Raw genomic sequence first — 25,928 nt, 5'->3', positions numbered from 1 at the left:
ACCGAACGGACAGAGGGCACTAAATACAGATATATCCCCGGCGCCGCTTCACCCGTCCGACCCGCCGCACCCCGGGCGGCCGGTCACAACACAAGAGGCATCGCCGCTTCGTGGTGATCATGTGCGTGCCAGATGTTGAACATGTGATCCCACTTACAGTTCTTTTTTGCACTGTGACTACTATCTATCCGTCCTGGTTCTCAACGGATTTGACCGGCCGTGAGGTCGGTACCACGTCAAGGAGCATGCCCTGCGCACGCGCGCGTCACGGCGGAGCAGCTCGACCACAATGGCGCTGCGGACGGCCCTGCTCGTACTGGCCGTCGTCCCCGGTGTTGCCCTGGCCGCCCTCTGGGCCGTCACCAGTGGTCAGACTCTGCTCGACTTCCAGAAGCAAGCGGCCCAAGGGCAGTTGGCCCAGAAGGCCGGCCAGCCGTCCAACATCGTGTACTACAACCTCCAGGAGGAGCGGCGGCTCAGCGCCGAGGTGCTGGCCCGCAAGGGAGGCGCCGCCGACGCCCTGCGCGAGCAGCGCAAGCTGACCGACAAGGCGATCACCAGCTTCCAGTCGCTGTCCGACACCGACACCGACGACGCCCCCGGCGAGGTACGCGACGCGGTCGGCGAGGCCCGTACGGCGATCACCCAACTCCCGGCGCAGCGCGCGCTCGTGGACGAGGGCGACAACGACCAGCAGAAGGCCGTGTACCTCTACTACACGGACCTGATCGCCGTCGACCTGAGGCTCTTCACGTCCCTCAGCCATGTCGACAACGGCCGGATGACCACCATCTCGCAGCCGTTGGTGGACATGTTCTGGGCCAAGGAGATGATCTCCCGTTCGGACGCCCTGCTCGCGCGGGGCTGGAAGAAGGGCGAGCTGAGCGCCGCGGACCTCCAGGAGGTCCGGCAGGCCGTCTCCGCCCAGTCGTTCCAGTACACGTCCAAGGTCGTCCCCTATCTCCCGGCGGCCGAGAAGGCCAAGTGGCAGCAGGTCTTCGGCAGTACGGCCTGGAAGGCCAAGACCCGGGTGGAGACCCAGGTGCTGCGCGCGGCCGGCCCGGGCTCCTCCGGCGCCGTCCCCCTCGGTGCGAAGGAGGCGGACTGGCGCGGCGCGATGGACGAGCTCACGCCCCAGCTGGTCGAGCTGATGGAGGCCCGCACCGACGAGGTGGTCGCGGAGGGCAAGGACAGTGTCATCTCCCTCCTGATCAAGGTCGTCCTGACCACGGTCGTCGGCCTCGCCGCCGTCGTCGCGGTCATCTGGTTCACCTGGCGGCTCTCCCGCAACCTGCGCCGCCGGATCAGCCGGCTGCAGGAGCGGGCCGAGGAGCTGGAGAAGGCGCTGCCCGAGGTGGTCGAACGGCTCGGCAGGGGCGAGCGCATCGACGTCGAGGCCGAGGCCCGGGCGATCGGGGACGGCGGCGATCCCGGTGCGAAGGACGAGCTGTCCCAGCTCGGCCACGCGCTCGACCTGGCCCGCACCAGCGCCCTGCGCGCCGCCGTCGACCAGGCCGACCAGCACCGGGGCTTCGAGCGGCTGCTCCAGCGCATCGCCCGCCGCACCCAGCAGCTCATCGGCCAGCAGCTGAAGAAGCTGGACGAGCTGGAGCGCAAGCACGAGGACCCCGAGGTGCTCGACGGCCTCTTCGACCTCGACCACCTCACCGCACGCCTGAGGCGGTACGAGGAGAACCTGGTGATCCTCGCGGGCGGCTCCCCGCACCGGCGCTGGCGCAAGCCCGTACCGCTGCTGGACGTCATGCGCTCCGCCCAGGGCGAGGTGCAGGACTACCAGCGCGTGGTGCTGGACCTGGACGGCTCGCCGTGGCTCGCGGCGCGGGCCGTGGGCCCGGTCTCCCATGTGCTGGCGGAGCTCATCGAGAACGCCCTCACCTTCTCCCGGCCGCCCAGCCCCGTCGAGGTCAGGGCCGCCCAGGTGAGCCGCGGCCTGGCCATCGAGGTCGAGGACCGCGGGCTCGGCATGGAGGAGGACCAGCTCGCGGCGGCCAACGAGCTGATGAGCCGGCCGCCCCGGATGGACGTGCTGGCCCACGCCGACGACATCCGCCTCGGCCTGTACGTGATCGCGCGCCTCGCCCACCAGCACGGGCTGCGGGTGGAGTTCCGCCAGTCGGCGTTCGGCGGCACCCGCGTCGTCGTGCTGGTCCCGGACGCGCTCACCGTCCCAGGTCCGCACGCCGGTCCGGTGGCCGTTCCCGCGCCGGAGCCGGAGGAGCCCGCCCAGGCTCCCGCCCCGCTCCGGGACAGCGACGCGCTGCCCAGCCGGGGCCGGGGCAGGGCCCTCGCCGGGGTCACCTCCCTGCACGCACCGGCCCCGCCCGCACCCGAGCCCGAGGCCCCGTACGCCGACGCGGACGGGCACGCGTACGGGCAGCGGGACGACGTGTTCGGGGGCACCGCCGCCCGGCAGGACGAGGCGGCGCATCACGGCGGGTACGCGGACGCCGGGCAGCCCTACATGACCGCCGAGGGGCAGTACCCGGTCGCGCACCAGGCGTATCCGGAGCCCTCGGAGCCGTACGGCGCTCCCCAGCAGCCCTACCCGGACACGTATCTGACGGGCGAGCTGGACGCGGACGGCTTCCCGGTGTCCCTGCCCCCGCAGCCGGAACCGGCCGCACACGCCGGACCGGCCGTACACAGCGGGCCGGTCACGCATGCCGGGCCGCCCGCCCAGGCCATGCAGCCCGCGCCGCCTCCGCAGCCCGCGCCGGGGCCGGGGCCGGGTCTTCCGGGCGCGCCGTTCGGGGAGCCCCTCGGGGAGCCACCGTTGCCGCGCCGGGTGCGCCAGGCCAGCCTCGCCGACGAGCTGCGGGTCGACCCGGCCGCGCCGGCCGCCGCGGCCCGGCCGGAGGTCAGGGCCGAGGACCCGCCGCCCCGGACCGCCCCGCACCGCGCGGGTGCGGCCATCGGAGCATTCCAGCGCCGCTCCCGTGCCGCCCGCGCCACCGACGAGCCGCCGACGCGGCCCGACCTCACGAGAGAAGAACGGACATGACACGCACTACCGCCACCCGCCAGGACCTCGACTGGCTCCTCGACGGTCTGGTCGACTCGGTGGCCGAGACCATCAACGCCGTCCTGCTCTCGGACGACGGGCTGGTGGTGAGCCACTCGCGCACCATCGAGCGGCCCGACGCCGAGCGGCTTGCCGCGATCTGCACCGGCCAGCAGAGCCTGGCCCGGGGGGTGGGCCAGCTCTTCAACGGCGGCGGCGTCCACCAGGTGATCGTGGAGCTGGCGGACCTCTGGCTCTTCATCATCTCGGCGGGCCAGGGCACCCACCTGGCCGTCATCGCCTCCCAGGAGGTGGACGCCGAGATCATGTCGCTCGCCATGCACAACCTCGTCCTCCAGGTCGGCCAGAAGCTCAGCACCCCGGCGCGGGACGACTTCGACGCATTCGGCGCCGGGGACAGGCCGCGGGCGTGACCGGCCACTGGCCGTACGGGCAGGGGGAATTCGAGGACGACGGCGAGGACGCCGCGGGAACGATGGTGCGCCCGTACACCATCACCCGCGGCCGGACGGCTCCCGACCGGGACGACCTCACCCTCATCACCGTGCTCACGACCGCGCACGATCCGCGGGACGAGCACGGCGCGGCGGCCCGCCCGGGCCGGCTCCAGCCGGAACACCGGCTGATCCTGGAGCGCTGCCGCCGGCCCGCGGCAGTCGCCGAGGTCGCCTCGGACCTCGACCTGCCGGTCTCGGTGACCAAGATCCTTCTGGCCGACCTGGTCGCCACCGGCCTCCTGACCGCCCGGGCCCCGCTCTCGGTGGCCCGGGCGTCCGGCGGCGCCGACATGGGCGTACTGGCCGCTGTTCGCGACGGACTCCGGAGACTCTGACCCAAGATGACCATCAGTCAGGCGGCGCCCGCCGCCGTCAAGATCCTGATAGCCGGCGGTTTCGGCGTCGGCAAGACCACCCTCGTGGGAGCCGTCAGCGAGGTCGCCCCGCTGCGCACCGAGGAGCTGCTGACCACGGCCAGCATCGGCGTGGACGACCTGGCCGGCGTCGGACAGAAGGACACGACGACCGTGGCCCTGGACTTCGGCCGGATCACGGTCAGCCAGGACCTCGTCGTCTACCTGTTCGGCACCCCGGGCCAGGAGCGCTTCTGGTTCATGTGGAACGACCTCGTCAACGGGGCCCTGGGCGGGGTCGTGATCGCCGACACCCGGCGCCTCGAGAGCAGCTTCGCCTCGATCGACTTCTTCGAGAGCCGGGACATCCCGTTCGTCGTCGCGATCAACTGCTTCTACGGGCACAACACCCGCACCACGGACGAGATCCGGGCCGCCCTGGACCTGGACCCGCACGTGCCGCTGCTGGTCGGCGACGTACGCGAGCGGCCCTTCGGCCGGGACGTGCTGCTGGCCCTCGTGGACCACCTGATGAGCCTGCCCGTCGCGGTCGGCTGACCCTTTCCCCCTTTACTTCCTCGCTCTGGAGAGATCCGACATGGCAACACCTCTGCGCGTCCTGATCCACGGCGGCGGCATCGGCGGGCTGACGCTCGCCACCGCCCTGGCCCGGCGGGGCCACACCGTCGAGGTGGCCGAGCTCCGCGACGAGCTCGACGCCCTCGGCGTCGGCATCATCCAGCCGTCGAACGCCCTGCACGTGATGCGGGAGATCGGGGTGCTGGAGGACTGCCTGGCGGCGGGCTTCGAGTGGGAGGTGCTGACCATCGCAGACCCGGCCGGCAACACCCTGGCCGAGATACCGCAGCCGCGCATGGGCGACGCCCCCTCCAACAACGGCATCCCCCGCCCCGCGCTCGCCCGGGTGCTCAGCGCGGCGGCCACCTCGGCCGGGGCGAAGATCCGGTTCGGCGCGACCATCACCGAGCTCGCCGACGACGGCAGCGGCGTGGACGTCACCCTGTCCGACGGCTCGTCCGGGCGCTGGGACCTGGTCGTCGGCTTCGACGGCATCGGCTCGCCGCTGCGCACCCGGCTGTACGGGGACCGCTACGCCCCCGAGTACACCGGCTTCGCCAACTGGCGCGTCACCATGCCCCGCCAGGAGCAGGTGCGGGGTGTCGTGATGGGCACCGCGGGCCAGGCCGCGAAGGCGCTGCTCACTCCGATCACCGATGAGCTGATGTACCTGGGCTCGGTCTTCGCGGAGGCCGAGGACTTCCGGCCGGACCCGGCGAAGGCGCACGAGCAGCTGAAGGAGCGGCTGGCGATGTTCTCGGGCCCGGTCGCCGAGGCGCTGGCCGAGGTCACCGGGCCGGAAGCGGTCGTCTACTCGCGGATCTCCCAGGTGACGGTCGAGGAGCCGTGGCACGTGGGCCGGGTGGTCCTGGCCGGCGACGCGGCGCACGCGAGCACCCCGCACATCGCGCAGGGCGCGGCGATGGCCGTGGAGGACGCGCTGGTGCTCGCCGAGTCGCTGGACGCCGAGGCGGACGTCGACGCGGCCCTGGACGTGTGGGAGGCCCGGCGCCGCCCGCGCGCCATGTGGGTGCAGGCGATGTCCCGCGCGGTGCTGAAGCAGGAGACGGGCGGCGAGACCACGCCGGAGGAGGACGAGCTGCTGAAGATCGGCATCCCGGGCGCGGCCCATGTGCTGGTGCAGCCGTACTGAGGTGAGGCGTTGCGCGTGACGCCCCCGCCGGGCCCGGATTCCGGGATCGGCGGGGGCGTTCGGCGTTCGAGGGCAGGCGCGTTCGTTGTTCAGGGCAGGACCGCGATGCCGTCGATCTCGACCAGGGCCTGTTCGTCCCAGAGGCGGGCAGCCCCGATGACCGCCATGGCCGGGTAGTCGCGGCTCGCCATCCGGCGCCAGATCCGGCCCAGTTCCGGGGCGTGGGCCCGGTAGTCGGCGACATCGGTGGCGTACACCGTGACCCGGGCCAGGTCCGCCGGGGAGCCGCCCGCCGCGCGCAGGGCGGTGAGGAGGTTGCCGAGGGCGGTCGCGAACTGCTCGGGCAGGGTGTCGCCCACGACCTCGCCGTGCTGGTCCAGGGCGGTCTGCCCGGCCAGGAAGACGAGCCGGCCGCCGGTCGCGGTGACCGCGTGAGAGAAGCCGGAGGCGGGCGAGAGTTCGTGCGGGTTGATGCGGTGGATAGGGCTCATGCGGTCGGCTCCCGGTTCGCGTACAGCTCCTTGGCGATGATCGTGCGCTGGACCTCGCTGGCGCCCTCGTAGATGCGCGGGGCGCGGACCTCCCGGTAGAGGTGTTCGAGCAGATGGCCGCGGCGCAGGGCGCGGGCGCCGTGCAGCTGGACGGCGGTGTCCACGACGAACTGCGCGGTCTCCGTGGCGTACAGCTTCGCCATCGCGGCCCGGCGCGGCACCCCGGGCTCCCCCGCGTCGTGGGCGGCGGCGGCCGCGTAGACCAGCAGCCGGGCGGCCTCGGTGCGGGTGGCCATCTCGGCGACCTGGTGCGACACGGCCTGGAGGGCGGAGAGTGGCGCGCCGAAGGCGGTCCGGGTCGCGGTGTGCTCCACGGTGGCGTCGAGGGCGGCGCGGGCCATGCCGAGGGCGAAGGCGCCGACGCTGGGGCGGAAGAGGTTCAGGGTGTCCATGGCGACCGCGAAGCCCCGGTCCGGCTCGCCGAGCAGGTCGTCGGGGGTGACCCGGACCCCGTCGAAGGCGAGGGCCCCGATCGGGTGCGGGGAGAGCATGTCCAGGGCGGTGCCGGTCAGTCCGGCGCGGTCGGCGGGGACCAGGAAGGCGGTGACGCCACGGGCCCGGGCGCCGGGGGTCGTGCGGGCGAAGACCGTGTAGAAGTCGGCCTCCGGCGCGTTGGAGATCCAGCACTTCTCGCCGGTCAGCCGCCAGCCGCCGGAGTCCGGGGCGGCGTCGAGCGCGAGGGCCCCCGCGTCGGAGCCCGCGCCCGGCTCGCTGAGCGCGAACGCGGCGACGTGGCGGCCGGCGCGGACCCCGGGGAGCCAGCGCTCGCGCTGGGCGGGGGTGCCGGACCGGAGCACGGGGAAGGCGCCGAGGCCCTGGAGCGCGAGGGCCGTCTCCGCCTCGGTGCAGCCCCGGGCGAGCGATTCGCGCAGCAGGCAGAGGTCCAGGGCGCCCGAGCCGAACAGCCGGTCGAGGAGGCCCAGCTCGCCGAGGGCGGCGAGCAGCGGGCGGTTGACGTGCCCCGGCGCGCCCTCGGCGGCGAGCGGGGCGAGCCGGTCACGGGCCAGGGTGCGCAGCTCCTCGCACCAGGCGGTCTGTGCCGGATCGAGCGAGAATGCCGTCATACCGGCGCCTCTCTGGTCGAATCTGATCAAAGATTTTCAAATCGATGGCACTTGAGCATCTTTATCGCGGACCGTTGACTACCGTCACCCAAACGATACGCTCCAAGGGCGACAAGGGGGCGATCCTTCATGGACCCGAACACCATGGACCCGAAAACCTCAGCGCACATCGACGGCTTCGCCAGGGAGCATCTGCCCCCCGTGGAGCAATGGCCGGAGCTGCTCTTCGAGCTGCCCGAGCTGCGGTACCCGGACCGGCTCAACTGCGCCGCCGAGCTCCTGGACCGCACGGCCGACCGCCTCGGCCCGGACCGCCCCGCCTTCCGCACGCCGGACGGCGGGGTGCTGAGTTACGGGGAGCTGCGCGGGCTCGTCGACCGGATCGCCCATGTCCTCACCTCGGACCTCGGGGTCGTCCCCGGCAACCGCGTCCTGCTGCGCGGCCCCACCACGCCCCACCTCGCCGCCTGCTGGCTGGCGGTGCTCAAGGCGGGCGCGGTCGCCGTCACCGTACTGGCGCAGCAGCGGGCGTCCGAGCTGGCGACGATCTGCTCGATCGCCCGGGTGAGCCACGCCCTGTGCGACGCGCGGTCGGTCGAGGACCTGGCGCAGGCGGAGGTGCCCGGGCTGCGGATCACGGCGTACGGGGGTGAGGCACCGGACGACCTGCTGCGGCTGGCGGAAGCCCGGCCGGGCCCGTACCCGGCGGTGGACACCGCGTCGGACGACGTGGCGCTGATCGCGTTCACCTCGGGGACCACGGGCCGCCCCAAGGGCTGCATGCATCTGCACCGCGATGTGCTGGCCATCGCCGACACCTTCTCGCGGCACGTGCTGCGGCCCGGGCCCGACGACGTGTTCGCGGGCAGTCCGCCGCTCGGTTTCACCTTCGGGCTCGGGGGCCTGGTGGTCTTTCCGCTGAGGGTGGGCGCGTCGGCGCTGCTGCTCGAACAGGCGGGCCCGAAGCAGCTGCTGCCCGCCCTGGCGGAGCACCGCGTCTCGGTGCTGTTCACCGCGCCGACCGCGTACCGGGTGATGCTGGACCAGCTCGACGGGCACGACCTGTCGGCGCTGCGGCGCTGTGTCTCGGCGGGCGAGAACCTGCCGGAGGCGACCTGGCACGCCTGGCACGAGCGGACCGGGCTGCGGATCATCAACGGCATCGGCGCCACCGAGCTGCTGCACATCTTCGTCTCGGCCGCCGACGACGCGATCCGCCCCGGCACCACGGGCGTCCCGGTCCCCGGCTGGCAGGCCCGGGTGGTGGACGCCGACGGGGCTCCCGTGCCGGACGGGGAGCCGGGCCTGCTGGCCGTGCGCGGCCCGGTCGGCTGCCGCTACCTCGCGGACGAGCGGCAGCGCGACTACGTACGGCACGGCTGGAACATCACCGGCGACACCTATGTGCGCGACGCGGACGGCTACTTCCGGTACGTGGCCCGCGCCGACGACATGATCATCTCCTCCGGGTACAACATCGCGGGCCCCGAGGTCGAGGAGGCCCTGCTGCGCCACCCCGATGTGGCGGAGGCGGCGGTGGTCGGGCAGGCGGACGAGCTGCGCGGCCGGATCGTGGCGGCGTACGTGGTGGAGCGGGAGGGCGCGGAGCTGACGGCGGACCAGTTGCGCACGTTCATGCGGGCGGAGCTGGCCCCGCACAAGTGCCCCCGCCGCTTCACGTTCCTGCCGGCTCTGCCCCGTACGGCCACGGGGAAACTGCAACGGTTCAGGCTCCGCGCGGGCGAACCCGGTGCGGACGGGCCCGGCTCGGGCCGAGAATGATCACATGGTCGAACCGCACACCCCCCGTTCACTGATCGTCACCCTGTACGGGGCGTACGGCCGCACCCCCGGCGACGGGCCGATGCCGGTCGCCGGTCTGGTCCGGCTGCTCGGCGCCGTCGGCGTGGACGCGCCCGCCGTACGCTCGTCCGTCTCCCGGCTGAAGCGGCGCGGGCTGCTCGTCGCCGAGCGCACGGCGGACGGGGCGGCCGGATACGCGCTGTCGGCGGACGCCCGCCAGCTCCTGGACGACGGCGACCGGCGCATCTACCGCCACCCGGACCCGCCGCTGGCGGACGGCTGGGTGCTGGCGGTGTTCTCGGTGCCCGAGGCGGAGCGCCACAAGCGGCACCTGCTGCGCTCGCGGCTGTCCCGGCTCGGCTTCGGCACCGCGGCCCCCGGTGTCTGGATCGCCCCGGCGGGGCTGTACGACGAGACCCGGCACACCCTGGAACGGCTGGAACTCGCCCCGTACGTCGATCTGTTCCGGGGCGAGCACCTGGGCTTCTCCGCGACCCGGGACGCCGTGGCCCGCTGGTGGGACCTGGACGCGGTGGCCCGGCTCCACCACGGCTTCCTGGAACGCCACGAACCGGTGCTCAGGGCCTGGGAGGCGCGTGGGGACGCGGCGGTGGACCCGGAGGCGGCCTACCGGGACTACCTCACCGCCCTGGACTCCTGGCGCCGGGTGCCCTACGCCGACCCGGGGCTGCCCGGGGAGCTGCTGCCCGACGCGTGGCCGGGGGCCAGGTCGGCCGAGGTGTTCCGGGCGCTGCACGAGCGGTTGCGGGACGCGGGGGCGGAGTTCGCGCACCGGAAATAGCGCTGCCTGGCCGGGACGGGCGCGGCAGAATGCGGGTCCATGAGCTGGACCTTCACCGATGACCCCGGAGTCTTCCTCGACGCGGCCGGCGCCTGGCTCGCCGCCCGCCCGGCCGAGCGCACCGTGCCGCTCACCGTCACCGCCGCCCTGCGCGGCCGCGTCCCCGGCGGAGACGGCGCACCGGCCCCGGTGCTGGGCTGGTGGCGCGGACCGGACGGGGAGGTGGCGGGCACCCTGGTGCAGACCCCGCCCCGGCCGCCGCTCCTCGACGGGCTCGGCCCCGACGCGGTCGCCGCGCTGCTGACCGCCCGCCCGCTGACCTCGGCCAACGCCGACCGGGCGACGGCCCTCGCGGTGGCCGCGCACTGGCCGGGGTACCGGGTGGACGAGGAGCGCCGGCTGTACCGGCTGGACGGGCTGGTCCCGCCGTGCCCGGCACCCCCGGGCCGGGCGAGGTCCGCGCGCCCCGGCGACCGGGCGCTGCTGGCGCGCTGGCACCGGGGCTTCGCGGCGGATCTGGGGCGCCCGGACACGGGGGCACAGGCGGCGGACCGGCGGCTGAGCGGGGACGGGCTGACGCTCTGGGAGGACGGCGGCGCCCTGGTCTCGATGGCGGTGGTCTCGCCGCGCGTCGCCGGAGCGGTCCGCGTCGTCGCCGTCTACACCCCGCCGGAGCACCGGGGCCGGGGCTACGCCGCCGCCGTCACCGCCCAGGTCGCCCGGACCGCGCTGGACGGGGGCGCGGAGCACGTCCTGCTGTTCGCGGACCCGGCGAACCCGACGAGCAACGGCGTGTACCGGCGCATCGGCTTCCGGCCGGTCGCGGACCGGCTGGTGGTCGGCGCGGAGCCGGACCATGGCTGAGGCGCCCGAGCCGCGCTGGCTGGTCGCGGCGAACGTCGTGCGGTGGCGGCGGTACGGGGAGCTGGGCCAGGAGTTCCGCTCCGGCACCAAGGCGTTCCGGGCGGGCGCGAAGGTCCATGTGGTCGACACCTACCCCGGCATGGGCAGCGAGCAGCTGACGGCGATCGGCCACGGCCGTCACACCGGTCACTGGATCACCATCGACACCGGTACCCGCCATCTGCACACCTTTCGGGCGCAGTTGGTGTACTCCCCCGCCGTGCTCCGGCGCTGCGAGGACCGGCTCGTGTGGTCGAGGGAGGAGGCGGTAGAGTGGGCGGAGTTCCTGGAGCGGATCGCGCGGCTGGGCCGGAACACCCACCACGCGGCCCCGCATCCGGACCCGTGCCTGTGCCACGAGTGCCTGCCGGTCGCCCCGGAGATCAGCCCAGGCTGAGGCGCGGCTTCGGGGCGTCGGTGCGGCCGGTCGGCGGGGTGCGGCTGCCCGCGCGGTACGGGAGGGGCCAGGGGGCGCCCGGGCCGGTGTAGCCCTGCTCGGCGGCCGCGTGGAGCGTCCAGTGCGGGTCGTAGAGGTGGGGGCGGGCCAGGGCGCAGAGGTCGGCGCGGCCCGCGAGGAGCAGTGAGTTGACGTCGTCCCAGGAGGAGATCGCGCCGACCGCGATCACCGGCACGCACAGGGTGTTCCGGATGCGGTCCGCGTACGGGGTCTGGTACGACCGCCCGTACTCGGGCCGCTCGCCGGGCACCACCTGGCCGGTGGAGACGTCGATGGCGTCGGCCCCGTGCGCGACGAACGCGCGCGCGATCTCCACGGCGTCCTCGGCGGTGGTGCCGCCCTCCGCCCAGTCGGTGGCGGAGATCCGGACGGTCATCGGCCGGTCGTCGGGCCACAGCTCCCGGACCGCGTCGAAGACCTCCAGCGGGAAGCGGAGGCGGTGGGCGAGCGGTCCGCCGTAGGCGTCGGTGCGCCGGTTGGTGAGCGGCGAGAGGAAGCCGGAGAGCAGATAGCCGTGGGCGCAGTGCAGTTCGAGGAGGTCGAACCCGCAGGCGTTGGCGCGCCGGGCGGCGGCGGCGAACTGCTCCCGGACCTCGTCCAGACCGGCCCGGTCCAGGGCGTGCGGGACCTGGCTGACCGCGGGCGCGTACGGCAGCGGCGAGGCGGCGGTCACCGGCCAGTTGCCGTGGTCGAGGGGCTGGTCGATGCCCTCCCACATGAGCCTGGTGGAGCCCTTGCGGCCCGAGTGGCCGAGCTGGACGCCGATCGCGGTGCCGGGGGACGCGGTGTGCACGAAGTCGGTGACCCGGGTCCAGGCGGCGGCCTGTTCGTCGGTGTAGAGGCCGGTGCAGCCGGGAGTGATGCGGCCCTCGGGGCTGACGCAGACCATCTCCGTCATGACGAGCCCGGCGCCGCCGAGCGCCCTGGCGCCGAGGTGGACGAGGTGGAAGTCGCCGGGGACGCCGTCGGTGGCCGAGTACATGTCCATCGGTGAGACGACGACGCGGTTGCGCAGTTCCAGGCCGCGCAGCCGCAGCGGGGTGAACATCGGCGGGGTGCCCGGCGGGCAGCCGAACTCCTCCTCCACCCCGGCCGTGAACGCCGGATCGCGCAGCCGGAGGTTGTCGTGGGTGACGCGGCGGCTGCGGGTCAGGAGGTTGAACGCGAACTGCCGGGGCGGCTGGTCCACGTACGTGCCCAGCTCCTCGAACCAGCGCAGGCTGGCCGCCGCCGCGCGCTGCGTCGACTCCACGACGGGCCGCCGCTCGCTCTCGTACGCGGCGAGCGCGGCGGGCAGCGAGGGCTGCTCCTCGACGCAGGCGGCGAGCGCGAGGGCGTCCTCCACGGCGAGCTTGGTGCCGGAGCCGATGGAGAAGTGCGCGGTGTGCGCGGCGTCCCCGATGAGGACGGTGTTCCCGTGCGACCAGTGGTCGTTGACGACGGTACGGAAGGTGAGCCAGGCGGAGTTGTTGGAGCGCAGCGGACGGTGGCCGAGCGCGTTCGCGAAGATCTTGGCGCACTGGCCGACCGACTCGGCCGGGTCGGGTACGTCGAAGCCGGCCGCCCGCCAGACCTCCTCGCGCATCTCCACGATGACCGTGGACGCGTGCTGCGAGAAGGGGTAGGCGTGCAGCTGCATCACGCCGTAGGCGGTCTCCGCGATCTCGAAGCGGAAGGCGTCCAGGGCAAAGTCGGCGGCGAGCCAGATGTAGCGGCAGCGGTGTCCGGTGATCCGGGGCCGGAAGCTGTCCTCGTGGGCGTCGCGGGTGGCGCTGTGCACGCCGTCGGCAGCAATGACCAGGTCGTGCGTGGCGGCGAGTTCGGCGGCGGGCGGGGCCTGCGTACGGAAGCGGAGGTCGACGCCGAGTCCGGCGCAGCGTTCGTGCAGGATCTCCAGGAGCCGGCGGCGGCCGAGGGCGGCGAAGCCGTGGCCGCCGGAGGTCTGGGTGTGGCCCCGGTGCACGATGTCGATGTCGTCCCAGCGGACGAACTCGCGCTGGAGGGCGCGGTGCACGACCGGGTCGGCGTGTTCGATGCCGCCCAGGGTCTCGTCGGAGAGGACGACGCCGAAGCCGAAGGTGTCGTCGGGGGCGTTGCGCTCCCAGAGGGTGATGTCGCGGGCCGGGCCGAGGCGCTTGAGCAGCGCCGCCGCGTAGAGCCCGCCGGGGCCGCCGCCGATGACCGCGATCCGCTGCGGGCCGGTCATTTGCCCCGCCAGGCGGGCGGCCGCTTCCCGGTGAACGCGGCGTGGAACTCGGCGTAGTCCTCGCCGTGCATCAGGAGGGCCTGGGTCGCGGCGTCCATCTCGACGGCGGCGGCCAGCGGCATGTCCAGCTCGGCGGTGAGCAGCGCCTTGGTCTGGGCGAGGGCGAGCGCGGGCCCGTCCGCGAGGCGGCGGGCGAGCGCGGCGGCGGCCTTGTCGGCGTCGCCCTCGTCGGTGAGCTCGCTGATCAGTCCGATCCGCTCCGCCTCGGGGGCGCGGACCGGTTCGCCGAGCATCAGGAGGCGGGTGGCGTGACCGAGGCCGACGACGCGGGGCAGCAGATAGGCCGCGCCCATGTCGCCGCCGGAGAGCCCGACCCGGGTGAAGAGGAAGGCGAACCGGGCGGTGGGGTCGGCGACGCGGAAGTCGGCGGCGAGGGCGAGGACGGCGCCGGCCCCGGCGGCCACCCCGTGCACCGAGGCGACGACGGGGAAGGGGCACTCGCGGACGGCGCGGACGACCTGGCCGGTCATCCGGTTGAAGTCGAGGAGCCGGGCCGTGTCCATCGCGAGGGTGGCGCCGATGATCTCGTCCACGTCGCCGCCGGAGCAGAAGCCGCGCCCCTCGCCGGCCAGCACCAGGGCCCGCACGGAGCGCTCCCGGGCCAGCTCGGCCAGCAGGTCGCGGAGGTCGGCGTAGGCGCCGAAGGTCAGGGCGTTGAGCTTGTCGGGCCGGGCGAGGGTGACGGTGGCGACGCCCTCCTCGACGGTGACCCGCAGATGGCGCCAGTGCTGCGTACGCGGTGCGGAGCCGGTGAACGGGCTCATGACGGGGTATCCCCTTCGGCCGTCGCTGCTGCTGACCCCGAATTTATCACCGTTACGTGACTGCCGTCACGAGTACGCGATACATCGGTGCGTGCGGTGGTCCCGTGACGAATGTCCCCAAGCTCCCGGACCGCAGGCCCTTGTCCGCGTCGCGCCACTTCGTAAGGTTGAACCCGACACGTCTTGAGCGCGGAAACGTCTGAGCCCAGGACCCCCGCGCTCACCCGAACGGAAACCTCGTGCCCCCCGACGGACCGCCACCCCCCTCCTGGCGCATCACCCTGCCGCACTCCACGGCCGCCGTGCCGATCGCCCGCGCGCTGATCCGGTCGGTGCTGACGGACATCGACGCGCCCGCCGACAGCGACACCGCCGAACTGCTCACCGCCGAGCTGGTCGCGAACGCGGTGGAGCACACCCCGGGCGACGACCCCATAGAGCTGGTGGTCGAGCTGCTTCCGGCGGGCTGCCAGGTGGAGGTGCACGACGGCGACCCGGCCCCGCCCGGCGACCTGTCCCGCCCGGAGCCCGACGACGTACCGGACCCGTGGCAGGAGCACGGCCGGGGGCTGCTGCTGATCCGCACGCTCAGCTCGTCCTGCGGTCACCGCCCGACCGAGCGCGGCAAAGCGGTCTGGTTCCGGCTGCCGCCGCTCTAGGCGTTCGCCAGCCGCGAGCGGCGGTGCCCGTAGACCGCGTACACGAGGGCGCCGACCGCGAGGAACACCGCGAACTGGACCCAGGTCGTCCAGCCGGTGCCGTACATCAGGTAGACGCAGAAGCCGATGCCGATGAGCGGGCTCAGCGGGTAGAACGGGACCCGGAAGGAGCCGCGTACCTCGGGGTTGCGGCGGCGCAGCACGAGGACGGCGGCGTTGACGGCGACCATGGTGGCGAGCGTGCCGATGGTGGTCAGGTTCACCACCATGCCGAGCGAGGAGAAGGCCGCCGGGACCGCGAAGACGACGGCGACGATCCAGGTGTTGGCGACCGGGGTCGCGGTGCGCGGCGAGACCCGCTCGAAGACCCTCGGGACCAGGCCGTCGCGGGACATCGACATCAGGATGCGGGTCTGCCCGTACATCACCGCGAGGACCACCGAGGCGATGGCGACGACCGCGCCGAAGGCGATGACGCCGCCGCCCACGGACGAGCCGGTGACCTGGTCCACGATCAGCGAGAGCGCGGCGGGCTTGTCGGAGACGGCGTCCGGGCCGAGCGCGCCGATCGCGGCGAGGGCGACCGCGCAGTAGAGCAGCGTGACCAGGCCGATGCAGATCATGATCGCGAGCGGGATGTTGCGCCGGGGGTTCCTGACCTCCTCGCCCGCCGTGGTGATCGCGTCGAAGCCGATGTACGAGAAGAACGCCAGCGAGGCGCCCGCCGTGACCCCGCCCGCGCCGTGGGCGGCGAACGGGGCGAGGTTGCCGCGTTCGAACGCGGTGAACGCGATGACGCAGAACAGGGCCAGCACGACCAGCTTGAGGACGGCCATCGCGGCGGTGGCGGTCGCGCTCTCGCGTACCCCGCGCACCAGCAGCGTCGCGGCCATCATGACCACGATCACGGCGGGCAGGTTGATCACGCCGCCGTCGGCCGGTCCGGCGGAGAGCGCGGCGGGCAGCTGGTGCCCGAAGAGGCTGTCGAGGAGTTCGTTGACGTACTGGCTCCACCCGACCGCGACGGCGGAGACCGACACGCCGTACTCCAGGAGCAGGCACCAGCCGACGAGGAAGGCGAGGCGTTCGCCGAGCGTGGCGTAGGCGAAGGAGTACGAGCTGCCGGAGACGGGGATCGCGCTGCCCAGCTCGGCGAACGAGAACGCCGTGAAGACGCAGGTGACGGCCGCGAGGACGAAGGAGACCACGACGGCGGGCCCGGCCTCGGCCACGCTGTCGGACAGGCCCACGAAGATGCCGGTGCCGACGACCGCGCCGACCCCGAAGCACACCAGCTGGAACAGGCCCATGGTGCGCTTGAGGCCGTGGCCCTCCAGGTCGGCGCCCGATTCGGCGATCAGCCGGTGCGGATCCTTGACGCGGTGCGGGGGGCCGGGGAGGCGCAGGGGGCTCACGGCGGTGTCTCATTTCGGTGGTACGCGTGGGGGGAGGCGCGGACCGGCGGTGGGGGCCGTCGCGCGCACGAAAAGGGGGTTCGAGCGTGCGAGCTCGAACCCCACCAATCGGCACCATCATAGACACCTGTCCGCATATTCACCCAATTGGATGTATGAACATGCGGGCCGCCGGGCTACCGACCGGCCATCGTCGCCACGAGGACGGCCTTGATCGTGTGCATGCGGTTCTCCGCCTCGTCGAAGACGACGGAGTGCTCCGACTCGAACACCTCGTCGCTGACCTCCAGCTCGCTCAGCCCGTGCCGCTCGTGGATCTCGCGCGCCACCCCGGTGCCGAGGTCGTGGTACGCGGGCAGGCAGTGCATGAACTTCACCCCGGCGTTCCCGGTCGCCCGCAGGACGTCCATCGTGACGGCGTACGGCAGGAGGGCGGCGATACGGGCGTCCCAGACCTCCTTGGGCTCCCCCATCGAGACCCAGACGTCGGTGGCGACGAAGTCCGCGCCGCGCACCCCCTCGGCCACGTCCTCGGTGAGCGTGACCCGCGCGCCGGACTTCTCGGCGAGCGCGCGGGCCTCGGCGACGACCGTCTCGGCGGGCCAGTACGCCTTGGGCGCGACGATGCGCACGTCCATGCCGAGCAGGGCGCCGGTGACCAGGTAGGAGTTGCCCATGTTGAAGCGGGCGTCGCCGAGGTAGGCGAACGCGATCTCCTCCAGCGGCTTGGCGCTGTGCTCGGTCATCGTCAGCACGTCGGCGAGCATCTGGGTCGGGTGCCAGTCGTCGGTCAGCCCGTTGAAGACCGGCACCCCGGCGTACGCGGCCAGCTCCTCGACGGCCGCCTGACTGTCGCCCCGGTACTCGATCCCGTCGAACATCCGGCCGAGGACGCGCGCGGTGTCCCTGACCGACTCCTTGTGCCCCATCTGGGAGCCGGAGGGGTCGAGATACGTGGTCGAGGCACCCTGGTCGGCGGCGGCGACCTCGAACGCGCACCGGGTGCGGGTCGACGTCTTCTCGAAGATCAGCGCGATGTTCCGGCCGCGCAGCCGCCGCGCCTCCGTGCCCGACTTCTTGGCGGCCTTGAGCTCGGCGGCCAGCTCGATCAGGCCGCGGAACTCCGCGGCCGTGAAGTCCAGCTCCTTGAGGAAGTGGCGGCCTGCGAGGTCTATGGCCATGGTGACTGCTCCTGGGTCGGACGGGGGGACGCATACCGTAACGCTGGAACCCTATACGACGCAATGCATCGCTATACAGAGCCGTCTCGCGGTACGGATCCCCCGCCGCCCGTCACACCGGGTCCCGCACGACCGGGCAGCTCATGCAGCGCGGACCGCCCCGGCCCCGGCCCAGCTCGCTGCCCCGGATCTCGATGACCTCGATGCCCTGGCGGCGCAGATGCGTGTTGGTGGTGGCGTTGCGCTCGTACGCGACGACGACGCCGGGTTCGACGGCGAGCACGTTGCAGCCGTCGTCCCACTGCTCCCGCTCGGCCGCGTGCACGTCCTGGGTCGCGGTGAGCACCCGGATCGAGCCGAGTCCGAGCGCTTCGGCGATGGCGGTGTGCATCTGCTCGGGCGGGTGGTCGGTGACCTTGAGGTCGCGCGGCCCGTCGCCGGGTTCGATCGTGTACGAGCGGAGCATGCCGAGGCCCGCGTACTTGGTGAAGGTGTCCCCGTCGACCATGGTCATCACGGTGTCCAGGTGCATGAAGGCCCGGCTCTTGGGCATGTCCAGCGCCACGATGGTCCGGGCCGAGCCCGCGTCGAAGAGCCCCCGGGCCAGCATCTCGACGGCCTGCGGGGTGGTGCGCTCGCTCATCCCGATGAGCACGGCGCCGTTGCCGATGACGAGGACGTCGCCGCCCTCGATGGTGGAGGGGTAGTCGTCCTGCCCCTCGGACCAGTGGTGGAAGGCGCCCGCCTCCGGGCCGGTGAACAGCGGGTGGTGCCGGTAGATCGCCTCGAAGTGGACCGTCTCGCGCTGCCGGGCGGGCCAGCGCATGGCGTTGATGGACACGCCGTCGTAGATCCAGGCCGAGGTGTCCCGGGTGAAGAGGTGGTTGGGGAGCGGCCCGAGCAGGAAGTCGTCCAGGTCCATGACGTGGAAGCGCACCGAGACCGGCTCCTTGTGCCGGTCCAGGAACTCCCGCTTGGTCATCCCGCCGACCAGCGCCTCGCACAGCTCGGCGGCGGTCAACTCCTCGAAGGCGGCGCGCAGATGCTCGGTGGCGAGCGGGCCGTACTCCTTCTCGGCGAAGACCCGGTCCAGCACGAGGCGCCGGGCGACCGGGATCTCCAGCGCCTCGCGGAGCAGGTCGCCGAAGAGGTGCACCTCGACGCCCCGGTCGCGCAGCACGTCCGCGAACCCGTCGTGCTCCTGGCGGGCCCGGCGGACCCAGAGCACGTCGTCGAAGAGGAGCGCGTCCTTGTTGCTCGGCGTGAGCCGTTTCAGTTCCAGATCGGGGCGGTGCAGGATGACGCGGCGCAGCCGCCCGGCCTCGGAGTCGACATGGAATCCCATGCCCACATCCTCACCGCGCGGCGCGCCGTTCACCCGGCGAATCGCCCGCTTGTTCTCCCGGTGTGCTCAGAGCCGGGGGTCGACCGGCTCCGACTCCAACGCCAGGACGGCGAAGACCGCTTCATGGACCCGCCACAGCGGCTCCCCGTCCGCGAGCCGGTCCAGGGCCTCCAGGCCGAGGGCGTACTCGCGCAGGGCCAGCGAGCGCTTGTGGCCGAGGAAGCGGCCGCGCAGCCGGTCCAGGTTGTCCGGGCGGGTGTACTCGGGGCCGTAGATGATCCGCAGGTACTCCCGGCCGCGCACCTTGATCCCGGGCTGCACCAGGCGGCCCTTGCCGTCCCGGACGAGCGCGCCGAGCGGCTTGACGACCATGCCCTCGCCGCCCCGGCCGGTCATCTCCAGCCACCAGTCGGTGCCCGCGCGGACGGACGCCTCGTCGGCGGTGTCCACGACGAGCCGCCGGGTGACCTGGAGCAGCCCGGTGGGGTCGTGCTCGACCAGCCGGTCCAGCCAGGCCAGCTGTTCGTCGTGCGGTACGGAGGCGAGGGAGCGGCCCTGTACGGCGAGGATCTGGAACGGCGCGAGGCGCACGCCGTCCAGCCCGTCGGTGCCCCAGCAGTAGCGCCGGTACGCCGCCGTGAACGCGGCCGCGTCCCCGGCCCGCTCGCGCTGCCGGTCCGCGAGCGCGCCCACGTCGACGCCGCGCGCGGCGGCCGCCGCGAGGGCTCCGGTGGCGGCGGGGAACACCGCGCCGGACGCGGCGCCCACGGCCGCGTACTGCGAGCGGAGCAAGCCGCGCGCCTTCAGGGACCAGGGCATCAGCTCGGCGTCGAGCAGCACCCAGTCGGTGCCCCACTCCTCCCACAGTCCGGCCGCGGTCACGGCCGCGCGCAGCCGCCCGAGCACGGTCTCCGTGAGCGCGGAGTCGTCCAGGAACGGGCGCCCGGTGCGGGTGTACAGCGCGCCGGTGGGCCCGCCGTCCGCGGTGCCGAAGCGCTCCCGGGCCGCGGCGGCGTCCTTGCAGACCAGGGCCACGGCGCGGGAGCCCATGTGCTTCTCCTCGCACACGACCCTGGCCACGCCGGCCGCCCGGTACTCGCCGAACGCCTCGGCCGGGTGCTCCAGGTAGCCGTCCTCGCGTGAGGTGGCGGTGGGCGCCATGGTCGGCGGCAGGTAGGGCAGCAGCCGGGGGTCGACCGCGAACCGGCTCATGACCTCCAGGGCGGCGGCCGCGTTCTCCTCGCGGACGGCGAGGCGGCCCATGTGCCGGGTCTCCACGATCCGGCGGCCCTGCACGTCGGCCAGGTCCAGCGGCCGGCCCTCCCGGCCCCCGGGCGCCTCCGTCTCCAGCGGCTTCACGGGCTCGTACCAGACCTGCTCCGCCGGTACGTCGACGAGCTCGCGCTCCGGCCAGCGCAGCGCGGTCATCTTCCCGCCGAAGACGGCACCGGTGTCCAGGCAGATGGTGTTGTTGATCCACGAGGTGTTGGGCACGGGCGTGTGGCCGTAGACCACGGCGACGCTGCCCCGGTAGTCCTCGGCCCACGGGTAGCGCACGGGCAGCCCGAACTCGTCGGTCTCGCCGGTGGTCTCCCCGTACAGCGCGTGCGAGCGGACCCGGCCGGAGGTGCGGCCGTGGTACTTCTCGGGCAGCCCGGCGTGACAGACGACGAGGCGTCCGCCGTCCAGCACGTAATGGCTGACGAGCCCGTCGATGAACGCGCCGACCTGCTTGCGGAAGTCGGGGTCCTTCGCGTCTTCCCGTTCCAGCTGCTCGACGGTCTCGGCGAGGCCGTGGGTGAGCTGGACCTTGCGGCCCTTGAGGTAGCGGCCGAGCTTGTTCTCGTGGTTGCCGGGGACGCACAGCGCGTTCCCATCGGCCACCATCGACATCACGCGGCGCAGGACGCCGGGGCTGTCGGGGCCGCGGTCGACCAGGTCGCCGACGAAGACCGCGGTGCGGCCCTCGGGGTGGGCGCCGTCCACGTAACCCAGCTTGCCGAGGAGGGTGTCCAGTTCGGAGCGGCAGCCGTGGATGTCCCCGATGATGTCGAACGGTCCGGTGAGGTGGCGCAGGTCGTTGTAGCGGCGCTCCAGGACGACTTCGGCCTGCTCGACCTCGTCCTCGGAGCGCAGGATGTGCACCTTGCGGAAGCCCTCGCGCTCCAGGCCGCGCAGGGAGCGGCGCAGCTCGCGGCGGTGGCGCTGGATGACGTGGCGGGGCATGTCGGCGCGGTCCGGGCGGGCCGCGTTGCGGGCGAGGCAGACCTCTTCGGGCAGGTCGAGCACGATGGCGATGGGCAGCACGTCGTGCTCCCGGGCCACGCGGACGAGCTGGCGCCGGGCCTCCGGCTGCACGTTCGTGGCGTCCACGACGGTCAGCCGGCCGGCGGCGAGGCGCTTGCCCGCGATGTAGTGCAGGACGTCGAAGGCGTCCTTGCTGGCGCTCTGGTCGTTCTCGTCGTCGGCGACGAGGCCGCGGCAGAAGTCCGAGGAGATGACCTCGGTCGGCTTGAAGTGCCGCCGGGCGAAGGTGGACTTGCCGGACCCGCTGGCGCCGATGAGCACGACGAGGGAGAGGTCGGTGACGGGGAGGGTGCGGTGCGGGGCGTGCCCCGTGTCTTCGGTGGTCATGCGGCTTTCGCCTCCTTCTCGGTCTCGTCGGTGGTGGCGGTGCCCGTCGTGAACACGGCCATCTGGGTGGGCGGGCCGACCTCGGGGTCGTCCGGGCCGATGGGCACGTACGCGACGCCGTACCCGTGCCGTGCGGCCACCGCCTCGGCCCAGGCCCGGAATTCGGCCCTGGTCCACTCGAAGCGGTGGTCACCGTGGCGGGTGTGCCCGGCCGGAAGGGTCTCCCAGCGGACGTTGTACTCGACGTTGGGGGTGGTGACGAGCACCGTGCGGGGGCGCGCGGAGCCGAACACGGCGAACTCCAGCGCGGGCAGCCGCTCCGGGTCCAGGTGCTCGATGACCTCGCTGAGCACCGCCGCGTCGTATCCCTGGAGCCGCTTGTCCGTGTAGGTCAGGGAGCCCTGGCGCAGTGTCACGCGGGCGGCCTGCCGCTCCCCCATCCGGTCCAGCTTCAGCCGGCGCGAGGCGATCGTCAGGGCGCGCATGGACACGTCGAGGCCGACGATCTCCGTGAAGCGCGGGTCCTTCAGCAGCGCCTGCACCAACTGTCCCTGTCCGCAGCCCAGGTCGAGCACGCGGGCGGCCCCGGCAGCGGTGAGCGCGGCGAGGATCGCGTCACGGCGGTGCACGGCCAGCGGCACCGGCCGCTCCTCGGTGTCGGAGCCCTCGTCCACGGCGTTGTCGACGCTCTCGACGTCGAGGTCGTCCGCCTCCGCGAGCCGCACCAGCTCCAGCCGCTCCATCGCCTGCCGGGTGAGCCCCCAGCGCCGCGCCAGATACCGGCTGGTGATGAGCTTGTGCTCGGGGTGCTCCGCCAGCCACCCCTCGCCCGCGCGCAGCAGCTTGTCCACCTCGTCGGGCGCCACCCAGTAGTGCTTGGCGTCATCGAGCACCGGCAGCAGTACGTACAGCTGGCGCAGCGCGTCGGCGAGCCGCAGCTCGCCTTCGAGCACCAGCCGTACGTACCGTGAGTCGCCCCACTCCGGGAACGTCTCGTCCAGCGGTACGGCCTCCGCCTCCACCCGCGTCCATCCGAGCGGACCGAAGAGCTTGCGCACCAGCTCGGCACCACCACGGGCCGGCAGGGCGGGCACTTCGATCCGCAGCTCCATGGGGGCCGCCGCCCGCTCGGGCATCGCCTTGCAGGCACCGCTCAGCGCGGACTTGAAGACGGTGCTCATCGCGACGGACAGCAGCGAGGATGCCGCGTAGGGGCGGTCGTTGACGTACTGCGCGAGCGCGGCGTCGGGTGCCCCACCCCGGCCCTTGCCCTTCCCCTTGCGCACCAGCGCGATGGGATCGGCCTCCAGCAGCAGAGCAGCCGTGCACCGCTCCGCGGACGCCTCGGGATAGAAGACGTGCGCGGTGCCATGGGAGGTGGAGAACGCCTGCGCCCGATCGGGATGCTTGTGCAGCAGAAACCCGAGGTCGGTGGCGGGACGTTCCGGGGAGCCGGTGGTACTGATCGTCAAGAACACACGTTTGAGTATGATCCGCCCGCGCTCCCCTCACCAGGCAATTTCCGTGTCCCTCGCAGCACACACACCAGTCCCCAGGAGGCGAGATGTCCGCGCACTCGTCGGCGCTGGCCGCCGGAAGGCGTCATTCGGTCGGCCTGCGCCGCGACGGCACCGTCCTCGCCGCAGGCAGCGGCCTCGCCGCCGTCGAGTGCCGTGTCGAGGGATGGGCCGGCGTGGTCTCGGTCGTGGCGGGCAACGTCCACACCGCGAGGAACACGGGCAGATCCCATACGGTGGCGCTCCGTTCGGACGGCATAGTCCTGGCGACCGGCTGGAACGGCGACGGGCAGTGCGACGTCTCCGGATGGCGGGGCGTCACGGCCGTGGCGGCGGGGTGGCGCCGCACGCTCGGGCTGCTCGCGAACGGCCGCGTAGTGGCAGCGGGCCGGTGCGCGGAAGGGCAGTGCGAGGTGGAGCCCTGGCGCGAGATGGTCGCTCTCTCGTGCGGTGACTGGCACTCGGTCGGCGTCCGGTCGGACGGTTCCGCGGTGGCTACGGGAAACAACCGGCGCGGGCAGTGCGCCGTGGACGGGTGGCGGGGGCTGGCCGCCATCTCTGCCGGGTACCTCCATACCGTCGGCCTCGGAACCGACGGGCGCGCCCTGGCCACCGGCGACCGGGCGACCGGGGCGTGCGAGGTGGATGCGTGGGAGGACGTGGTGGCGCTGGACGCGGGCAGTCACCACACCGTCGGCGTCACGGCGTCCGGACGGGTCCTCGCGGCGGGCGACAACAGCTACGGGCAGTGCGGGGTCGATGGCTGGCGCGACATCGTCGCCGTGGCGGCGGGCTCGACGCACACCCTCGGCCTGCGTGGCGACGGCACCGTAGTCGGCACGGGGAACAACGCGGACGGACAGTGCGAGGTCGACACCTGGTCCGGCATCCACCGGTTCTAGGGCCTGTCCGACTTCCAGGGCCTGTCCGACCATTCCTGTCCGGCGCGACCTCGGCCGGGCCGGGGCGGGGGCCGCCGACGCGAACGGGGCTTCCGCGCGGGCCGCCATCGCGTCAGCCCGGGCGGCTTCCCCTCGCGGTCTCCCCAGCCGCATCGCACCGCGCAGCCGCGATCTCCCGGACCTCCGCCGGCCCCACCCGGCAGCAGCCGCCGACCAGGCGGGCGCCCGCCCGCTGCCACGCCTCCACCCGTCCGGGGTCGAACGTGGCGGCCCCGGTCCAGGCGCCCGACGCCGCGTCCCAGTGCTCGCCGCTGTTCGGGTAGACCACGGCGGGCTTCCCGGTCGCGCGGACCGCCGTCCGGGCGGCGGCCTCCGCGTCGGCCGGGTCGCAGCAGTTGACGCCGACCGCGATCACCTCGTCGTGCCCCCGGGCCAGGGCGAACGCCTCGTCCAGCGGCTGTCCGGCCCGGGTCCGGTCCCCGGCCACGGTGTAGGAGAGCCACACCGGCAGCCCGTAGTCCCTCACCACCCGCAGCAGCGCCCGCGCCTCGTCCATGTCCGGCACCGTCTCCAGGGCCAGCGCGTCCGGCCCGGCGGCGGCCAGCGCCTCGACGCGGGGGCGGTGGAAGCGCTCCAGTTCCCCGACGGTGAGCCCGTAGCGGCCCCGGTACTCCGCCCCGTCCGCCGTCACCGCCCCGTACGGGCCGACCGACGCCGCCACCCAGACGTCCCGGTCCACCGTGCCGGCCGCCCGGCGGGCCAGCTCCACGCTGCGGGCGAAGAGCCGAGTCGCGTCGTCCCGCCCGATTCCGCGCCGCGCGAACCCCTCGTAGCTCGCCTGATAGCCGGCCGTGATGAGCACCTGGGCCCCCGCCCGCACGTACGCCGTGTGGGCGGCCTCGATCTGCCCGGGTCCGTCGGCGAGCAGCCGGGCGGACCAGAGCGCATCGGACAGATCGCAGCCCTGCGCCTCCAACTGGTTGGAGAGCCCGCCGTCGAGGACGAGCGTGCCCTCGGCCAGCGCGGCGGCCAGCGGGCGGGCGGGCCCCGGTGTCATCGCGTCCCCGCTCTCAGCCCAGCTGGGACTGGACCTGGGACGAGATCAGGTCCAGGTGGTCCAGGTCGTCCAGGTCGAGGACCTGGAGGTAGATCCGCGACGCCCCGATCGCCGCGTACCGCCCGATCTTGTCGACCACCTCGGCGGGCGACCCCGCGAGCCCGTTGGCCTTCAGCTCGGCCACGTCCCGGCCGATGACGGCGGCCCGGCGCGCCACCTCCGCGTCGTCCCGGCCGACGCAGACCACCAGCGCGTTGGAGTAGATCAGGTCGTCGGGCTTGCGGCCCGCGGCCTCGGCCGCCTCCCGGACCCGGCCGAACTGCTTCTCGCTGTCCTCCAGCGAGGCGAACGGGATGTTGAACTCGTCCGCGTACTGGGCGGCGAGGCGCGGGGTGCGCTTCGCGCCGTGCCCGCCGATGAGCACCGGCACCTTGGCCTGCGCCGGCTTGGGCAGCGCGGGCGAGTCCGTCAGCTGGTAGTACGTGCCGTCGTAGCTGAACGTCTTGCCGACCTCGGTCGCCCACAGCCCCGTGACGATCGCGAGCTGTTCCTCCAGGCGGCCGAACTTCTCCTTCGGGAACGGGATGCCGTACGCCTTGTGCTCCTCCTCGAACCAGCCCGCGCCCAGGCCCAGTTCGACCCGGCCGCCGGACATCTGGTCGACCTGGGCGACCTGGATGGCGAGGACGCCGGGGAGCCGGAAGGTGCCCGCCGTCATCAGCGTGCCCAGGCGGATGCGCTTGGTCTCGCGGGCCAGCCCGGCCAGCGTGATCCAGGCATCCGTGGGGCCGGGCAGGCCGTCGCCCTGACCCATGCGCAGATAGTGGTCGGACCGGTAGAAGGCGTCGAAGCCGAGGTCCTCGGTGGCCTTGGCGACGGTAAGGAGGGTGTCGTAGCTCGCGCCCTGCTGGGGCTCGGTGAAGATGCGAAGATCCATGCCTCCATCCTGCACCCGCACGCGCCGCCCGCCCCGCTCCGGGGCA

The 25,928-nt window shown here is 73.3% G+C and carries 22 protein-coding genes; 11 read left to right on the top strand and 11 right to left on the bottom strand.

Going from position 1 to position 25,928, the window contains the following annotated elements; translation table 11 throughout:
• The first annotated feature begins 289 nt into the window (after window positions 1–289).
• From AMK18_RS01180 to AMK18_RS01160, 5 genes are read left to right on the top strand one after another with little or no spacing between them, the layout of a single operon-like run.
• Entirely contained in the window at window positions 290–3,022 is a 2,733-nt protein-coding gene (locus AMK18_RS01180; RefSeq protein WP_073861301.1) for a nitrate- and nitrite sensing domain-containing protein, read from the top strand.
• Complete coding sequence (locus AMK18_RS01175) at window positions 3,019–3,456, top strand: roadblock/LC7 domain-containing protein (RefSeq protein ID WP_018105797.1); 438 nt, start codon at window positions 3,019–3,021, stop codon at window positions 3,454–3,456. The genes AMK18_RS01180 and AMK18_RS01175 overlap by 4 nt, the downstream gene beginning before the upstream one ends.
• Entirely contained in the window at window positions 3,453–3,875 is a 423-nt protein-coding gene (locus tag AMK18_RS01170) for a DUF742 domain-containing protein (RefSeq protein ID WP_018105798.1), read from the top strand. The genes AMK18_RS01175 and AMK18_RS01170 overlap by 4 nt, the downstream gene beginning before the upstream one ends.
• Window positions 3,876–3,881: 6 nt before the next feature.
• Window positions 3,882–4,451: a GTP-binding protein gene (locus tag AMK18_RS01165; RefSeq protein WP_073861300.1), complete on the top strand. Its 570-nt coding sequence runs from the start codon at window positions 3,882–3,884 to the stop codon at window positions 4,449–4,451.
• A 40-nt stretch (window positions 4,452–4,491) separates the two neighbouring features.
• Complete coding sequence (locus AMK18_RS01160) at window positions 4,492–5,625, top strand: FAD-dependent monooxygenase (protein WP_073861299.1); 1,134 nt, start codon at window positions 4,492–4,494, stop codon at window positions 5,623–5,625.
• Window positions 5,626–5,714: 89 nt separating this feature from the next.
• Here AMK18_RS01160 and AMK18_RS01155 read toward each other — a convergent pair whose 3' ends face one another.
• Window positions 5,715–6,116: a RidA family protein gene (locus AMK18_RS01155; protein WP_073861298.1), complete on the bottom strand. Its 402-nt coding sequence runs from the start codon at window positions 6,114–6,116 to the stop codon at window positions 5,715–5,717.
• A complete protein-coding gene (locus AMK18_RS01150) occupies window positions 6,113–7,240 on the bottom strand; it encodes an acyl-CoA dehydrogenase family protein (protein WP_073861297.1) in 1,128 nt (375 codons plus the stop codon). The genes AMK18_RS01155 and AMK18_RS01150 overlap by 4 nt, the downstream gene beginning before the upstream one ends.
• Before the next feature lie 129 nt (window positions 7,241–7,369).
• Here AMK18_RS01150 and AMK18_RS01145 point away from each other — a divergent pair, with 129 nt between their 5' ends.
• Genes AMK18_RS01145 through AMK18_RS01130 form a run of 4 tightly spaced genes read left to right on the top strand, consistent with a single transcriptional unit; the run spans window position 7,370 to window position 11,145 of the window.
• Window positions 7,370–9,022 carry an AMP-binding protein gene (locus AMK18_RS01145; RefSeq protein ID WP_107422319.1) on the top strand — a complete coding sequence of 551 codons (1,653 nt, stop codon included), beginning with the start codon at window positions 7,370–7,372 and terminating at the stop codon, window positions 9,020–9,022.
• Between the two features lie 4 nt (window positions 9,023–9,026).
• Window positions 9,027–9,845 carry a PaaX family transcriptional regulator gene (locus tag AMK18_RS01140; RefSeq protein ID WP_026171879.1) on the top strand — a complete coding sequence of 273 codons (819 nt, stop codon included), beginning with the start codon at window positions 9,027–9,029 and terminating at the stop codon, window positions 9,843–9,845.
• A 39-nt stretch (window positions 9,846–9,884) separates the two neighbouring features.
• Window positions 9,885–10,709, top strand: coding sequence for a GNAT family N-acetyltransferase (locus AMK18_RS01135; RefSeq protein ID WP_073861296.1), 825 nt, complete (start codon window positions 9,885–9,887; stop codon window positions 10,707–10,709).
• The gene (locus AMK18_RS01130; RefSeq protein ID WP_073861295.1) at window positions 10,702–11,145 is read left to right on the top strand and encodes a hypothetical protein; all 444 of its coding nucleotides are present in this window, start codon (window positions 10,702–10,704) and stop codon (window positions 11,143–11,145) included. Before AMK18_RS01135 ends, AMK18_RS01130 begins: the two co-directional genes overlap by 8 nt.
• On the opposite strand, the gene AMK18_RS01125 is transcribed toward AMK18_RS01130, so the two are convergent.
• Together AMK18_RS01125 and AMK18_RS01120 are read right to left on the bottom strand one after the other, a co-directional pair.
• Window positions 11,132–13,411, bottom strand: coding sequence for a bifunctional salicylyl-CoA 5-hydroxylase/oxidoreductase (locus AMK18_RS01125; protein ID WP_073861294.1), 2,280 nt, complete (start codon window positions 13,409–13,411; stop codon window positions 11,132–11,134). The genes AMK18_RS01130 and AMK18_RS01125 overlap by 14 nt on opposite strands.
• On the bottom strand, window positions 13,408–14,235 hold the full coding sequence (locus tag AMK18_RS01120; RefSeq protein WP_073861293.1) for an enoyl-CoA hydratase family protein: 828 nt from the start codon (window positions 14,233–14,235) through the stop codon (window positions 13,408–13,410). Before AMK18_RS01120 ends, AMK18_RS01125 begins: the two co-directional genes overlap by 4 nt.
• 239 nt (window positions 14,236–14,474) lie before the next feature.
• Here AMK18_RS01120 and AMK18_RS01115 point away from each other — a divergent pair, with 239 nt between their 5' ends.
• Window positions 14,475–14,894: an ATP-binding protein gene (locus AMK18_RS01115; protein WP_073861292.1), complete on the top strand. Its 420-nt coding sequence runs from the start codon at window positions 14,475–14,477 to the stop codon at window positions 14,892–14,894.
• Here AMK18_RS01115 and AMK18_RS01110 read toward each other — a convergent pair.
• From AMK18_RS01110 to AMK18_RS01090, 5 genes are all read right to left on the bottom strand, one after another.
• Window positions 14,891–16,309, bottom strand: coding sequence for an amino acid permease (locus tag AMK18_RS01110; protein ID WP_073861291.1), 1,419 nt, complete (start codon window positions 16,307–16,309; stop codon window positions 14,891–14,893). The two genes, AMK18_RS01115 and AMK18_RS01110, sit on opposite strands and share 4 nt — an antisense overlap.
• A gap of 176 nt (window positions 16,310–16,485) precedes the next feature.
• Window positions 16,486–17,490 carry an ornithine carbamoyltransferase gene (gene argF / locus AMK18_RS01105; protein WP_073861290.1) on the bottom strand — a complete coding sequence of 335 codons (1,005 nt, stop codon included), beginning with the start codon at window positions 17,488–17,490 and terminating at the stop codon, window positions 16,486–16,488.
• Window positions 17,491–17,602: 112 nt separating this feature from the next.
• Complete coding sequence (locus AMK18_RS01100) at window positions 17,603–18,835, bottom strand: arginine deiminase (RefSeq protein ID WP_073861289.1); 1,233 nt, start codon at window positions 18,833–18,835, stop codon at window positions 17,603–17,605.
• Between the two features lie 66 nt (window positions 18,836–18,901).
• Entirely contained in the window at window positions 18,902–21,469 is a 2,568-nt protein-coding gene (locus AMK18_RS01095; protein WP_073861288.1) for a polynucleotide kinase-phosphatase, read from the bottom strand.
• On the bottom strand, window positions 21,466–22,947 hold the full coding sequence (locus tag AMK18_RS01090) for a 3' terminal RNA ribose 2'-O-methyltransferase Hen1 (RefSeq protein ID WP_073861287.1): 1,482 nt from the start codon (window positions 22,945–22,947) through the stop codon (window positions 21,466–21,468). The genes AMK18_RS01095 and AMK18_RS01090 overlap by 4 nt, the downstream gene beginning before the upstream one ends.
• An 86-nt stretch (window positions 22,948–23,033) precedes the next feature.
• On the opposite strand from AMK18_RS01090, the gene AMK18_RS01085 reads away from it, so the two are divergent.
• A complete protein-coding gene (locus tag AMK18_RS01085) occupies window positions 23,034–23,888 on the top strand; it encodes an RCC1 domain-containing protein (protein WP_073861286.1) in 855 nt (284 codons plus the stop codon).
• Between the two features lie 112 nt (window positions 23,889–24,000).
• On the opposite strand, the gene mmuM is transcribed toward AMK18_RS01085, so the two are convergent.
• Window positions 24,001–24,945: a homocysteine S-methyltransferase gene (mmuM, locus tag AMK18_RS01080; RefSeq protein WP_073861285.1), complete on the bottom strand. Its 945-nt coding sequence runs from the start codon at window positions 24,943–24,945 to the stop codon at window positions 24,001–24,003.
• A gap of 13 nt (window positions 24,946–24,958) precedes the next feature.
• A complete protein-coding gene (locus AMK18_RS01075; protein ID WP_018105816.1) occupies window positions 24,959–25,882 on the bottom strand; it encodes an LLM class F420-dependent oxidoreductase in 924 nt (307 codons plus the stop codon).
• Window positions 25,883–25,928 lie beyond the last annotated feature (46 nt).

This window comes from Streptomyces sp. CB01249, assembly GCF_001905735.1.
Taxonomy (GTDB): Bacteria; Actinomycetota; Actinomycetes; order Streptomycetales; family Streptomycetaceae; genus Streptomyces.
Note: the sequence above shows the minus strand (reverse complement) of the source record. Positions and strands in the feature narration are given on the sequence as shown.